This is a genomic window from Peribacillus sp. P4_B1 (genome assembly GCF_056402395.1).
In genome coordinates, this window is sequence record NZ_JBFUHM010000026.1 from 1 (window position 1) to 13,723 (window position 13,723).

Consider the following 13,723-nt stretch of genomic DNA (forward strand, 5'->3'; position numbering starts at 1 on the left):
GGTTATAAAGAAGGAGCGAAAAGCAAGACCTATTCTGTCAGTATTAAATCCAATGAACATATAGAACAGGCTACATTCCAGGAGAGTGAATATTTTAAAGAAAAATCAAAAGAACGTTATAAAATTGAAGCGAAAAACAGTGAATTGAAACACAGGCACGGGTATGATGTTGCAAAATCCTCGGGTCTACTTGGCATGGAATTACAAGGAGCAATGGCTATTTTACCGTTAACTTGAAAAGAATATTGAAATTAATGGCCTAAAAAAGTGACAAACAGAAGCAAAAAAAGACGATTTCCATTCAAGTACCGAATGAGAATCGTCTTTTTTTAATTTGATTTACCGTACTAGTTAGAAAAACGTGAGTTTTTCAGCAGCCTCTTTTAAGGTGTCCATTTTTTTTCGTGGGTATAGTTCATGATGTAGAGTGAGAACTTTTCATTTAGGAATGTGGGCAAGTTTGGTTTGGATGGCCAAGCACATCGAATGTACACATATTGTAAGTCAGCTGGGATTTGGGTTATTGAATACGCTTTCATTCGTTAGTGCACTTGGGTTATCGTTTGGTTACATTTTAATCGTGTACAATTTTCTGAAGTACTCGTTATGCACCAAGTAATATTTCAAGCGACCCTTTAAAATTCAGAGTATTGGCCTACTCTCAATTCCAAAGTTCCCGAATACAACTTCGCTACCGTACCGACAGCTGATTCTTCACAAGCATTCCGGGTTCTAGCCTCATCTACCTGTAAGGAATGATGTAATACGAGTATGAAACTATTATTTCTTCGTGGATATACAATGGGGTTCCTATTCTCCATGTTCTTACAGCCGTTGCTCTTGGTGTCGTGTGGCCTTTCTTTCAGAACAGGAATGATTGTCCTTTTTTAGTTACTGTATTCGGTACTCCTTTTTGTTTTAGGAATAGCTTTTGATTTTAATTTTATAACTTTAGTTGTATCCGGTACAACTCTTTCACCCTTTTTTGTGTTCATCACCATTTCTTCTGTCAGGACAAAAAATATACCAACTAGAAAAATGGCAGCTGCGCTTAGTGTAATGGCCATCCCAACAGCGGTTAATAAATAATCCTTGTTGTAATCGCTTACAAAAAAACTTAAACTAAAAATTAAAATCCCGATTACACAACCTGTGCCTGATACCCACTTCACTGCATCCATCATCTTCTGATTAGTTTCCATTATTTCATCCCCTTTCTTTCTATTTTATGACATTTCACAAATTTGTCAAATCTTTTCTATTTTTTAACATATCCACAATGAAAACCTTGACAAATAGAAGACGCCACTATTCACTTTTAGGTATTCAAGACTATATGAAAAATCTGTAAAACAGTATAAATACACTATCAATTTTTCCAATACTATCCTTTTCTATACTTTTAAAAACTTTTTGACTTCAATATCAAATAAATGACCCCTGATGAATTTATCAGGGGCCATACATCTTTCTATGATTTCTGTAAGGTTATCGTTAACGTTTTCTTTTCAGCACCCCGATACACTTTAACCTTCACTTTATCTCCGATTTTCTTATCCGTGTATAAGACTTTCCTTAATTCTGCTGCCGTATTTATTTTCGTTCCATCAATCTCCGCGATGATATCCTGTTGCTTAAGCCCTCCATTCGCTGCTGCCGATCCCGCTTCAATACTTGTAACCATGACACCCGACTTTGCAGCTTCAGGAACATTTTGTAGGTAATACTGTGGCAGTTCTTCTATACTGGCCAAGCTTACTCCTAAATACGGGCGCGTGATTTTTCCGTTTTCAATCAGTTCCGTAACAACCGGAATCACATCATTACTTGGTATGGCAAAACCTAGGCCCTCCACACCATTTTCGGAAATCTTCAAGCTGTTTATGCCTATCACTTCCCCAGCTGTATTGATCAATGCCCCGCCGCTATTGCCAGGGTTGATCGCTGCATCTGTTTGAAGGACATCAAGTTCCCACTCACCGTCCGATGTATCGACTGAAATGGAGCGTCCGGTCGCACTGACGATCCCTTGTGTAACCGAACGTGAAAAGTCAAGTCCAAGAGGATTACCAATCGCCAATACTTCTTCACCTGGACGCATGCTATCAGAATTCCCGAATTTAATTCCATCAGGTGCTTTCGAGGCATCAATTGTCAAAACCGCTAAGTCCGTCAAAGCATCCGCCCCGACAACCACTGCAGTTGCCTTTTGTCCATCATATAATGAAATTTCGACTTTCTTTGCTCCCTCAATAACATGATTGTTCGTAATGATATAGGCCTTCCCATTTGCCTTTTTAAAAATGACCCCTGAACCAGTGCCGCTCGCAACCGTTTCGCTTTTCGTGCTTTGCTGCTGGAATGGGTCCTGGTTTTGCATCTCTTGTAAATTCACGACCCCTACAATCGATTTGGATGCTGATTCCACCATCTCTGCCCTATCATTTGAATCCGTACTTGTCGATAACTTTTCTGCCGTGACACTTCTATCCTTTTCAACGTTTTCCGTTTGCTCTACACCCGCCTTTTGGGTTGACTCATTCACGGAACCTTTCCCTTGATCTATAAAATCCCCGCCAAATACAAATACAGAAGATGTAACAATAGAAGCAACTGTTCCGGAAACAAGGCCAGTTAGCAAAAAGGACTTACCCTTCTTCCTTTCTGTCTTCACTCTGGCTTGCTCATCACCATTATAATTCTCCATCTTTATCCCTCCTATGATTGTCATTTACTTGGCTCAATCATATACAGTAATTATTAAAAAATTCTTAAGAAATAAAGAAATAAGTGACCTTTTTATAAAAAATATAAAATTTTATCACATCCTGCTATGTGATATTTTGCATGCTAGAAAACAAAAAGGCACAATTCGACCGTTATATATACCTTTACATGACTTCATACACTTCTTTTGTCTCCTTATTCACGCCATACCAGCCCCAAGTAACTGCATGGCCATTTTTCTGACTGCCTTCATCCACTTCGAACACTTGAAAAATGTAATCTCCCTTTTCGGCATCATGATCATATTCTATTTGCAAATGCGGGAAATTTTCCATGTCCACGTAATCCTTCACAAGCTTCTCCGCCTGAGATTTACTTAAGGTACTAACCGAATCCTTACTCTCTTCTTTTCCTTTTACCGTCTCAGCTTTTGTATCCGTTGCCGCCTTATCTTCTAATTCGGATCCAATGGTCCCTTCTTTACTTGCTTCCTCCACCGGTTCCACTTCGTCATCCCCCTTTACGGGTTCTATAGTGGCTGGGCCTGATACCGGATGCATTTCCGCCGCCTTCAAAACCATCAGTTTACCTTCCTGGTATTTTGCCTTATATGCGGCTGCTTCTTGAAAATCTCTTTGGGCCGAATCAAAATCCTGTTCGTCGTATTTCTTCATTCCACTCGCCAGAAAACCTGAAAGATCCATTAATTCTCTTACTTCCGGTGTTTTTGCTTCTATATAAGCTAATTCAAATGCCTCGTGGGCTTCTAAATAATTTTCCTCATTCAACTGACTTTTCCCCAAATCCATATTGGAATCATAATTCCTTGTTACGCAGCCTGAAGCAATCAACATCAAAAAAATAACCATGAATGTTCTCTTCACTACATCACTCCTCGCTTTTCCAAAGATACTCTCCCATATTATTCTATACATCCATCTTAAACCCTTTGATAAGAAAACCGATACCTCTATTTCCTATCATTTTCATTAAGGAAATGTTGACTTTTATGATTATCTTTTTACAAAAAGTGGTACAGAAAGATAAACGGTTGAAAGGATGATGAGCAGAATGAGGCAGGACAAACAGACCTATCATGTCGATTTGGTCAGCGGCGACGTACTCGGACAAAAACTTGAAGAGAACCCGAGCTTCACTGTACACGTAACTGATGAGGAACTGGCAGAATTGAAACAATGCTTGGAGGAACACCGGACAGATGACCTGGAGGCATATGCCCGTTCACATGTCCCCTACCTTCTCTATCATCATGACCGGGCAAATGATAAATACGATGCAGCCATGAAAAAGCTTTATGCCCTCATATATAAATTTGGCGATGAAACGGCACGAAACCATATCGAAGAAATCGGCATATTGAAAGACAACAAATTCGAGGGAAAAGAAGAAGTGCAAAAGTTCAAATAACCAATAGGAACAGAACCTGAAATTTAAAGGTTCTGTTTTTTTATGATAAGACTACTAAAAGGTAGTGGGCATGACTCTTCGGTTCGGTACCATTTGACAGACGCTTTAAAACGCCTTCAAGTTCGTTTAAATACTCGATTTGCTGTGGACGCACTTCTATATTTTTTTCAGCATCAATCATATGTAAAATTGCTGCAAAATAAGCCATGCTTTTTCACTCCCTAATTTCGGTTCCAGACAACCAGCTTCATTTCTGTCATTTCTTCTGCTGCAGTATTTTAATCCTTCACGGCCAGTTCCGCTTTCATATTATCCACACGGAATGTCGTTGATCATGACTCCACCAACTTGTATATTTTCTGCCGCATCCAGTGCTTTACGTACATCGTTCGTATAAATCCCTGCTTGCAGGCCGTAATTGGAATCATTCACTAAATCAATTGCTTGTTCTACTGATTGAACCTTGTTAATCAACACGATTGGGGCGAACACTTCATGACAAGATACCTTTGAGTAAGCATCAGCATCTAATATGACGGTCGGATGAAGGATATTGCCTTCCGCTATTCCACCTGTTGCAATCTTGGCTCCATCTTGTTTCGCCTCCTCAATCCAATTGAGGGTTCTTTCAACATCATTTGGGGAGATCAATGCGGAAACATCCGTTTCTGGATCAAGCGGATCACCTAAGTTTAATAGTTTCGTTGCTTCTATAAACTTTTCAACAAAACGATCATAGACTTCTTCATGAACATAAACCCTTTGCAAAGAAATACATACTTGTCCCTGGTTTGAAAATGCCCCAGTCACACAACGAGAAATAATCTTATCGATATCCACACCACTGTCAATGATGACAGCTGCATTGGATCCCAGCTCCAGCGTCACTCATTTCAATCCAGCTTTGTTGCGAATGCCAATCCCAACTCCTGGGCTACCGGTAAAAGTAATCATGCTTACTCTAGAATCTGTGACCAACTTGTCTCCAACAACTCTTCCTCCACCCGTGACCACATTTAATGCTCCTGTAGGCAATCCTGCTTCCTGTAATAGTTCTCCAAGGAATAAAGAGGATAGAGGCGTTTGGCTTGCTGGCTTTAATACAATTGTATTTCCTGCTGCGATGGCAGGAAATACTTTATGGGCGACTAGATTCATGGGGAAATTGAAAGGTGTTATCGGTTCACGTACAGTGTAACAAGTCGATTTTCGCCACCTTGGGCGGCATCCAGCGTCTTGCATCACTGCTCTTGCAAAAAAAAGCCATACTCCTAGTTGATGCAGTTCTTACTTATTTATGACGACAGATTTGTTCTTGTCTTTCGAGGTTTTGTTCGACTGCATATGTATTGCCCCATTCACACATTGTATTTAATACAGGTACAAAGGATTGACCTAACTCAGTTAAACTGTATTCTACTTTTGGTGGTACTTCTTTATATACTTCTCTTCGGACAAGCCCATCTCTTTCCAACTGCTTTAATTGGTCGGTTAAGACTTTCTGGGTAATGGCCGGTATTAGGATATAAAACTCTTTCGTCCTCATTGGTTTTTGACTCAGAAAAAAGAGGATTAAACATTTCCACTTTCCTCCTACAGTATTCATGAAAATATTTATTCCAGTATTTAGACTCTTCATTACTCATTCCTCCTGAATAGGCACATAAAGGTGGCTATGCCACTTTATTGTGCCTTATTTTCTACTGCATCATGGTCCATTATAATCGAATTATGAAGCAAATATTACATTGGAAGTGAACACGATGAGTGTAAGAGAGATTATAGAAAAAAGACGTTCCGTAAGGCAGTATGATCCCCATTATAAAATTAGTCCAGAAACGTTGTCGACATTTATTGAAGGAGCAAGTAAATCGCCTAACGGAAACAATATTCAAGCAACACGATACCTGGTTATAGATGAACCATATTTAAAGAATTTGTTACTGCCCATTGCTTTTAATCAGCAACAGGTAATTGAAGCATCAGTACTGATTGTTATACTAGGTGATTATCAAGCATTTGAAAAAGAAAATATCATAATGATACATGAGGATGAGTTTCAAAAAGGTTATTTTGACGCATCAGTAAGAGATTATCTAACAAACGCGGCAATCAATTATTATCTAAATAAATCAAAAGAAGATTTAAAGGTTGAATTAATAAGAGACGCAAGCCTGGCGTCAATGTCGTTAGTTTTATTAGCGAACGAGGCAGGTCTTGAAACCATTACAATGTCCGGGTATGATTCCGAACAATTAAAGTCAGCCTTGAAAATTTCTGATAGGTATTTAGATGTTATGCTTATTGCCATGGGGAAAGGAATTAAAGAAGGTCACAAAACAGTAAGACACGATGTTAACAAAGTCATTTATAAAAACAAAATATAGTGAGTGTAATTACTTTCTTTAAATTTGGATATTGGAAATTAGTTTGGAAAGAGGGGGAAAAAGAACCCTCTTCCCCTATCTTCTTATTCTTTCGTTAAAACTCACCACGAGTTACCAGTCTCTTATATCATCCACATGCAGACTTATCATATAGTCATATTAACGTAACAGATTCATTTTAATGTTTTTGTTTATAATAAGTTACCGCGAGCGCAAGGGCCAGCACTGTTCCTTTGACGATATCCATAGCATAATACGGAACGGACATCATGATCAAACCATTTTGAAGGATTCCGATCAGGACTGCACCGACAAAGGTTCCAAAGGCATTCGATTTTCCCGCTCCTAAAACGGAGGAACCAATGAAGGCTGCTGCAACGGCATCCATTAAATAGGGGGACCCTGAATTGATTTCCGATGTCATGACCCTTGAAGCTAGGACAATCCCCCCGATTGCAGCTAATAGAGCTGAAAGCAGATAGGCAAGGATTTTGTATTTATTAACCGATATCCCGGAAAGTCTCGCCGCTTCCTTATTTCCCCCAATCATGTACATATAACGACCGTGCTTCGTATAAGTCAAAAAGATATGGGTCGCAATCACAATGACTGCCATGATCAGGATTATCCATGGTACCTGACCAACCTTTGCGAAAAGCTGGCTGATTTGCCCTGTTGCGAATGTCCCATCGGGCATGACCATATTTTGCGAAACCGTGGCCCCTTTTGTATAGGTAAGGGCAATTCCCTGGATAATGAACATCGTAGCCAATGTCATCAGCATGTCGGGAATTCTCAATTTAACGATCATGAATGAATTCAATGCCCCTACGACAAGTGAGGCACCGATTGCAGCTAATATGGCAATCAATGTATCCTGTGAAAACCAGACAAACATTGAGATGACGATGGCATTGGCCAATGATGCGACGGAGCCGACGGAAAGGTCGAACCCATTCACTGTCAAGGATATCGTTATGCCGATCGCAATGATGGTCACGATTGAGATGGAACGCAGGATGTTGATCAGATTAGTAGTTTGAATGAAAGATGGATTGGACACGGCAAAAATTCCAATTAGAATGACAATCGTTAATATTGTGCCGTATTTATAGAAAAATTCGAACAGGTCCACCTTTTTCTTCGCTTTCGCTGTCTGTGTAACAGAAATGGGTGTACTCATCCTAATTTCCTCCTGTTGAATAGAATAGTAGTTCTTCTTCATTCGTTTTGCTTGTTTCTAGTTCGATGACAGTGCTCCCGTCATATAACACGTATGTCCGGTTAGTAATGCCAATGATTTCGGAGAGCTCTGATGATGCATAAATGATCGCTTTCCCATCCCTCGCAAGCTTTGCAATCATTTCGAATATATCCTTCTTGGCTCCAACATCGACACCTTTCGTTGGTTCATCGAATATGTATACATCCGCATCGGCTATAAGCCATTTTCCAATGGCAACCTTTTGCTGGTTACCACCTGAAAGGTTTTCGACTTTCACCTCCCCTGAAGGAGTTTTAATGCCGAGACTTGCGATCATTTCCTTCGCTTTTTCCATTTCCGCCTTACGATCCACAAAACTGAATGTCTTGCAGAATTTGCCGATACTGGCTGCAGTCAAGTTCGCCGATACTGATTCCTGAACAAGGATCCCTTCTTTCCTGCGTTCCTCAGGTATAAGTGCCAGACCGCTTTTTACTGCTTGGTGCGGTGATTTCAAAGAAAGCTTTCGGCCATTTAGGATGATTTCACCTGCTGTAATCGAAGTATGACCGAAAAGGCTTTTACACAACTCCGTTTTCCCAGACCCGACCAACCCTGCCAAGCCGATTATCTCCCCTGCTTTAATATGCAGACTGACATTTTTAACTTTCTCTGTATCTGACAATCCCTTCACTTCCAGAATAACGTCGCCAATCGAAGAATTCACTTCAGGGAACTGTTCATCCATGGTTTTCCCTAGCATATTCTCTATCACTTCGTTACGGGTGATGTCTTCCATCTTTCGACAAGTGACAAGCTCCCCATTCCTCATGATCGTAATTTCCTCACAGATTTCAAAAATCTCAGGCAGACGATGTGAAATGAAAATGACTCCAACACCTTTTTGCTTTAATTCATTTACAATTCGAAAAAGTTCTGTCGTTTCTATATGACTTAACGGAGCAGTTGGTTCGTCGAGAATCAGGAATTTGCATTCTGTCGAAACGGCTCTTGCTATCAGGACCATCTGTTTTTCAGCCAAGGTAAGGTCTCTTACCAGCTTTTTCGAAGGGACACGAATTTTCATATCTTCAAGAATTAAAGAGGCTTGGTTGTGCAGCTCTTTCCATTGAACTATCTGTTTTTTTCCCATGTTTTGGACCATATCATTCAACATTATATTTTCCCCAACGGTTAAATAAGGGATGAGGGCCGTATCTACTTCCTGATAAACTATTTGAATACCCTGTTCCTGCGCCGCTTTGGGCGAGCGGATATTCTGCTTTATCCCATCAATAAAAATGTCACCTGAATAATGAACATGGGCTCCCGATAAAACCTTCATTAACGTCGATTTCCCTGCTCCGTTTGCACCGACCAATGCGTGGGTTGCCCCTGATTGTATAGAAAAGTCAACTTCACTAAGCGCCTTCACTCCTGGAAATTCAATCGAGATTTTCTTCATTTCTAGTTGCGTGCCCATGTCCATTCCCCCTTATTGAACAGACACTCCCTTCACTTGCAAGAGAGTGTCCCCTTTTACTTTTTATAATGAGCTTTCAAAACTTTCATCCAATCTTCTTCAAATTCCGTTGATACACCCCATCCTTCGACAATACCAGACAGATTTGCCATGTTAACGGCTTCTTTTGAGGCTTGGATTTGCTTTTGTGAAATAAGTGAAGCCTCTAAGTCATAGGTTTGCGGTGTTTTTTCGCCCGCTAATTTTTTTGCCAATATCCTCATATTCACTGCACCAATCAACTTGGGATCGACGGCTGCCGTGTAGGACCATGAGCTAGCGGCCGATTGGATTTCCTGAAGATCTGCATTCGATACATCAATTCCGTATATCTTCACTTCATCGCGGCCCGCTTCTTTAATCGCCCGGGCGGCACCGATAGCGAAGGCATCCCATGTTGCGAAAATGGCATCCAATTTACCTTTTGGGTATTTATTCAGCATTGCGGCTACTGCATTTTGTGTTTGAACCGAAGTATCTGCAGATGCCACTCCGAATCTTTCGACTTCCCTAATTCCAGGGTTTTCTTTTAATTTTTCCTGATAAACTGAATTTCTTCTCACCATTGGAGGAAAACCATCCACCCAAAGGTAAGCAATCGCCGCTTCACCTTTCTGTTCTTTTATCAGTTTATCGAAAGCCAGTGTTGCCAGCGCTTCATCATCCTGTGAAGTTAATGTCACACCTTCTATTTTAGATAAATCGCTATTTGAATCGAATGTGACAACGCTTTTACCTGCATCAACCAACTTTTGAACGTCATTCACTGTTGCTGCATCATCACCATGGGAGATGATATAGCCGTCATAATCTTCCTGCAAAGCCTGCGCGATCGCATCATGGAATTTAGCCGTATCCCCATTGGCTGTATACGTATCCACTTGAAAGCCCATTGCTTCTCCTTCTTCCTTCGCTCCAGCAAGGTATTGGGCCGTATGATCATCACCGCCAATTTTACGGATCACTTTGATTTTGGCCCCTTCCCCATCAGCAAATCTTTCCGGTACATTTTCAAATGATACTTTTTCTTCTTTCTTCGATTCTGTGGAACTCTGTCCTGTAGAACAACCCGTTAAAAGCAACGCCGAAGCGATGGCTGAAACGAATATCCCTTTAATAGATCTTCCCATCTTGTTTCCCTCCACATTCTCCTATTATTCTTATCAGTTAAGTTGGTGTAAATCATAAAATAAAAACCTCTCTAGTAATAGAGAGGTTTAATCAGCTGTATTGCAGACTTATCCCTCTCTTATCTGTCAAAACATTTCTGTTTTGCAGGATTTAGCACCAATTCCTAATGGAACGGTTGCTGGGCATCTTAGGGCCAGTCCCTCCGCCACTCTTGATAAGAGAATATATCGTGTTACGTTTTTCGTAATTATCACTTTATAGGGATATAGTCGTAAAGTCAATAGTTTTTCGAATATTTGAAATGTTTCCTGCTACTTTTTATTTTCTTTGAAGCTGGGCTAGACGCTTTTTCTCAATTTTTTCAAGTCTCTCCAACTGACGTAGTTTCACTTCGAACACAGTGATCGGATCACGGTAAACTTCCGGATTTTCTTTCATATGCTCCAATGCAGCCTGGTAGTCTTTAATTTCAGTCTGCGTTTGCTCTATTGTTTTTTGAAGTAAGGCAAATGAGCTGCGATAGAAAAGTGAGATGTCCCGATCTAAAGATTTTTCAAACAATCCAAATTGGGTAAGGAAGCGTTCAGTGATCATTTCCGCAACATCCTGGTAATCTTCACTTTCCAAGTATTTCTTATAACGATTGTACATATTGGCTTTATTTTGCGGTATTGCCCCAAACAGCTTTCCTGCTCCTTTAAGCAGCAATTGTGATGGAGTCCTTCGCAAAAGGATATTAACGTCATCGATGCGGATACTGCTTGTCATCCGGTCGGCATCACGGCGCCAGTCATCCAATACCCTGAAGTCACCTGCCAGCATAATCCGTTCTTCTTTGTATAATTCATTGAATCCGGCACTCATCTCATCCATAAACTGTTGGCTTTGTGAGAACTCCATTTGGGAACTAGCAATCCAATCTTGAAGAGAACGGTAATATTGAGGCATGATCTTGTCAGAAATGAAGGCTTGAATCCGCTCATTCATTTCATGGTTCAACTGTATATGGACCTGACTGAAATCACTGCTTTCCGTTAACGATTTAGAGCAATCCCTCAGTAATTCAGGAATTTTAGAAGAAAGCTGACTTTTCACTTCATCCTTAAGCACACGGTACGACCTTATGATATTTTCACTTTTTTCTTTTTCTAAATCAGCCAGTTGATTGACCGCACCATTCAATTTGACTTCCATCTGTTCATTCCAAGAGATGGAATGCTCGCATTTCCGTTCATTGGCTGTCCGTTTTTCTAACAGATAAGATAAAGTTTTACGAATGAAAGCAAGGATTTTTTCAGACCTTCTTTCTTTCCAATTATCATCTTGATAATTCGATTGAAGGAATGCAGAAAGGTCATTCAACTGCTGCTTGCTGTCATAAAGTTTAGAGAAAGCGAACACTTTCGCATTCGGGAAATATGCATTCACTTTATCCCATGTTTCGTCTTCCATCCGGACCGCGACTTGATCACTGTATATCGTATCCATTTTATTTAATAAGAAATGAATCGGCAGTTTCGGAGCCATCATTTGAATTTCCAATAACAGGTCCCGTTCACTACCGGTGAAAGGCGCCCGGGCATCAAGAACGAACATCAGGCCATCACTGCCATGTAAATAGCCTTGGAAATCCGATTCCACGCTTTTTTCCCCATTGAACCCCGGTGTATCCAATAATCGCAGACGATTATTTCTAAGATAGTCACTAATAAGCGTCACATCGACAATAGTCCCGCGCTGGCGGCGTGTTTCATCCAATTCAGTTAGCTCCATGACAACCTTGCTATCTGTATCGGTAATTTCAAGGATTTCCAAATCATCCCCGTCTTTGACGCTGACTAGTGAAGAATGATCTTCGGCAGCGATGCTCTCGCCAACTATTGACTGTATAAAGGATGTCTTGCCATTTCCTGTACTTCCCACAAGAAGAAGATTGAAATTTCCGGTATCCTTAAGCCCCTCGACCATCCATTTAAGCTTATTGCCAACCCTTAAATCATTCTCTTCAGCCCATTGGATGATAGAATTGAACAGTTTCTCTCCCGCTTCCAGTCCGCCTCCCAATTTAGGCGATTTCGAAAGCAGGCTTTCTGCATCCTGAATGACCAGCGCATTAATCGTATCCGGGAAGATTTCATTCCAGGACAGCGCGGATGCCGCCGCAAACAGCGAAAGCTCCCCATCTGCGATTTTCAGCCAGTTTTCCAGCAACCTTGGCACGACAGGGCTTAAATCTTTGATTAGGTGCGTTCCTTCCAACAGGCCTGCATATGCATCCCTGTAATAGACGGAAAGCTCATCCCATACATCCCCTTGGTTTAATTCGATGGTATCTATCAAGTTATTAATCACTCTTAGCCATTCAAAATAAGAATCGGTATATTTATAATTTTTCCAGAGGGCAACCGTCACCTTTTCGAAACGACCCTGGTCAAGTGTGTATAGCGAACCAAGGACAGTTGAAAAGTAGTCCGGATCCATCGATTGGGCAACCCCCTGCTGGATATACGTTTTCAACACATCGAACCAGCCCATTGATTCTGTACGGATACTTTCATTCGCCGCTAATACCACCGCACTGTTCCAATCCTTTTGTTCTTCAAAAAAGGCTCGTGCGATTTCCGTGACATTCGGATAGTCAGGTTGAAACTCTACTGCTTCTTTCACGACTTTGGAAGCCAAATCATTTCTAGATTCAACTATGTAAAGGGAAAACAGTTGCAAAAGAACCTCCGTTTTCAAAACCGCTTCATTCGTATCGACGGATTTATAAATATCCTCTGCGGTTGAATACATTTCCAGTTCAAAATAAGCATCAGCGATGTTTTTCTTCGCCCATGAACCAAGTTCACCTTCTATGTTTTCCCATTTAAAAATGGCTGCTTCAAAGTCATGGTGCTGAAAGTATACTTCACCTTGAGCGAATCGAATTGCCGTTAAATCCGCTCTTTCTTTTTTTTGTTCCACGAGAAACATTTCACCCAAAGCTTGAATGGGGTGTTTCCTTGTATCCTCAATCATCGTTTCATAATATTTTTTCCCGATCAGCCGTTCGTCCATCTTTATTCCCCCGATATATTTCATATTTTCAATTAAAGGATAATCACTAATTTGAAAAGCAGTCAAGAAGCCCTAACATGCAATTAATAGGTTCCTTTAGTTAAGAAAATCATTTGTAAACCTTAAAATGTTATTTTAACAAAACAATATGGTAACAACATGTCACCACTCTTACAATTTTAAAACAGAAACGAATGGAACTGTAATGATTTTAATGAACCGATACAGAGATGTCATTTCCATATTCGAGAAATTATGTTTTTT

11 protein-coding genes, 2 pseudogenes and 1 riboswitch are annotated in these 13,723 nt (G+C 40.5%); of the genes and pseudogenes, 3 read left to right on the forward strand and 10 right to left on the reverse strand.

Annotated elements, in window-relative coordinates; all coding sequences use genetic code 11:
• Nucleotides 1-263: pseudogene (locus AC1DVK_RS15580) on the forward strand (transposase); the annotation flags it as partial.
• 624 nt (nt 264-887) lie between these two features.
• On the opposite strand, the gene AC1DVK_RS15585 reads toward AC1DVK_RS15580, so the two are convergent.
• From AC1DVK_RS15585 to AC1DVK_RS15595, 3 genes are all read right to left on the reverse strand, one after another.
• Entirely contained in the window at nt 888-1,202 is a 315-nt protein-coding gene (locus AC1DVK_RS15585; RefSeq protein WP_061461379.1) for a hypothetical protein, read from the reverse strand.
• A gap of 269 nt (nt 1,203-1,471) precedes the next feature.
• Entirely contained in the window at nt 1,472-2,707 is a 1,236-nt protein-coding gene (locus tag AC1DVK_RS15590; RefSeq protein ID WP_410861466.1) for a S1C family serine protease, read from the reverse strand.
• Nucleotides 2,708-2,891: 184 nt separating this feature from the next.
• Entirely contained in the window at nt 2,892-3,611 is a 720-nt protein-coding gene (locus AC1DVK_RS15595) for a hypothetical protein (protein WP_477626854.1), read from the reverse strand.
• 187 nt (nt 3,612-3,798) lie between these two features.
• On the opposite strand from AC1DVK_RS15595, the gene AC1DVK_RS15600 reads away from it, so the two are divergent.
• The gene (locus AC1DVK_RS15600) at nt 3,799-4,155 is read left to right on the forward strand and encodes a hydrolase (protein ID WP_410861464.1); all 357 of its coding nucleotides are present in this window, start codon (nt 3,799-3,801) and stop codon (nt 4,153-4,155) included.
• 40 nt (nt 4,156-4,195) lie between these two features.
• Here AC1DVK_RS15600 and AC1DVK_RS15605 read toward each other — a convergent pair whose 3' ends face one another.
• The 3 genes and pseudogenes from AC1DVK_RS15605 to AC1DVK_RS15615 all read right to left on the reverse strand — a co-directional run bounded on the left by AC1DVK_RS15605 (nt 4,196) and on the right by AC1DVK_RS15615 (nt 5,794).
• Nucleotides 4,196-4,363 (reverse strand): hypothetical protein, encoded by a 168-nt coding sequence (locus AC1DVK_RS15605; RefSeq protein ID WP_477626855.1) that lies wholly within the window; start codon nt 4,361-4,363, stop codon nt 4,196-4,198.
• Between the two features lie 13 nt (nt 4,364-4,376).
• Nucleotides 4,377-5,387: pseudogene (locus tag AC1DVK_RS15610) on the reverse strand (aldehyde dehydrogenase family protein); the annotation flags it as partial.
• Between the two features lie 59 nt (nt 5,388-5,446).
• The gene (locus tag AC1DVK_RS15615) at nt 5,447-5,794 is read right to left on the reverse strand and encodes a winged helix-turn-helix transcriptional regulator (protein ID WP_477626856.1); all 348 of its coding nucleotides are present in this window, start codon (nt 5,792-5,794) and stop codon (nt 5,447-5,449) included.
• Between the two features lie 124 nt (nt 5,795-5,918).
• Between AC1DVK_RS15615 and AC1DVK_RS15620 the strand changes: the two genes are divergently transcribed.
• Nucleotides 5,919-6,542, forward strand: a complete 624-nt coding sequence (locus AC1DVK_RS15620) for a nitroreductase family protein (protein ID WP_477626857.1) — start codon at nt 5,919-5,921, stop codon at nt 6,540-6,542.
• A gap of 178 nt (nt 6,543-6,720) precedes the next feature.
• Here AC1DVK_RS15620 and AC1DVK_RS15625 read toward each other — a convergent pair whose 3' ends face one another.
• The 4 genes from AC1DVK_RS15625 to AC1DVK_RS15640 form a co-directional block, all read right to left on the reverse strand.
• The gene (locus AC1DVK_RS15625) at nt 6,721-7,725 is read right to left on the reverse strand and encodes an ABC transporter permease (protein WP_477626858.1); all 1,005 of its coding nucleotides are present in this window, start codon (nt 7,723-7,725) and stop codon (nt 6,721-6,723) included.
• Between the two features lies 1 nt (nt 7,726).
• A complete protein-coding gene (locus AC1DVK_RS15630) occupies nt 7,727-9,229 on the reverse strand; it encodes a sugar ABC transporter ATP-binding protein (protein WP_477626859.1) in 1,503 nt (500 codons plus the stop codon).
• Nucleotides 9,230-9,285: 56 nt separating this feature from the next.
• The gene (locus AC1DVK_RS15635) at nt 9,286-10,398 is read right to left on the reverse strand and encodes a sugar ABC transporter substrate-binding protein (protein WP_477626860.1); all 1,113 of its coding nucleotides are present in this window, start codon (nt 10,396-10,398) and stop codon (nt 9,286-9,288) included.
• A gap of 116 nt (nt 10,399-10,514) precedes the next feature.
• Nucleotides 10,515-10,620, reverse strand: a riboswitch (SAM riboswitch).
• Between the two features lie 97 nt (nt 10,621-10,717).
• The gene (locus AC1DVK_RS15640; protein ID WP_284471920.1) at nt 10,718-13,459 is read right to left on the reverse strand and encodes a GTPase domain-containing protein; all 2,742 of its coding nucleotides are present in this window, start codon (nt 13,457-13,459) and stop codon (nt 10,718-10,720) included.
• Nucleotides 13,460-13,723: the final 264 nt, after the last annotated feature.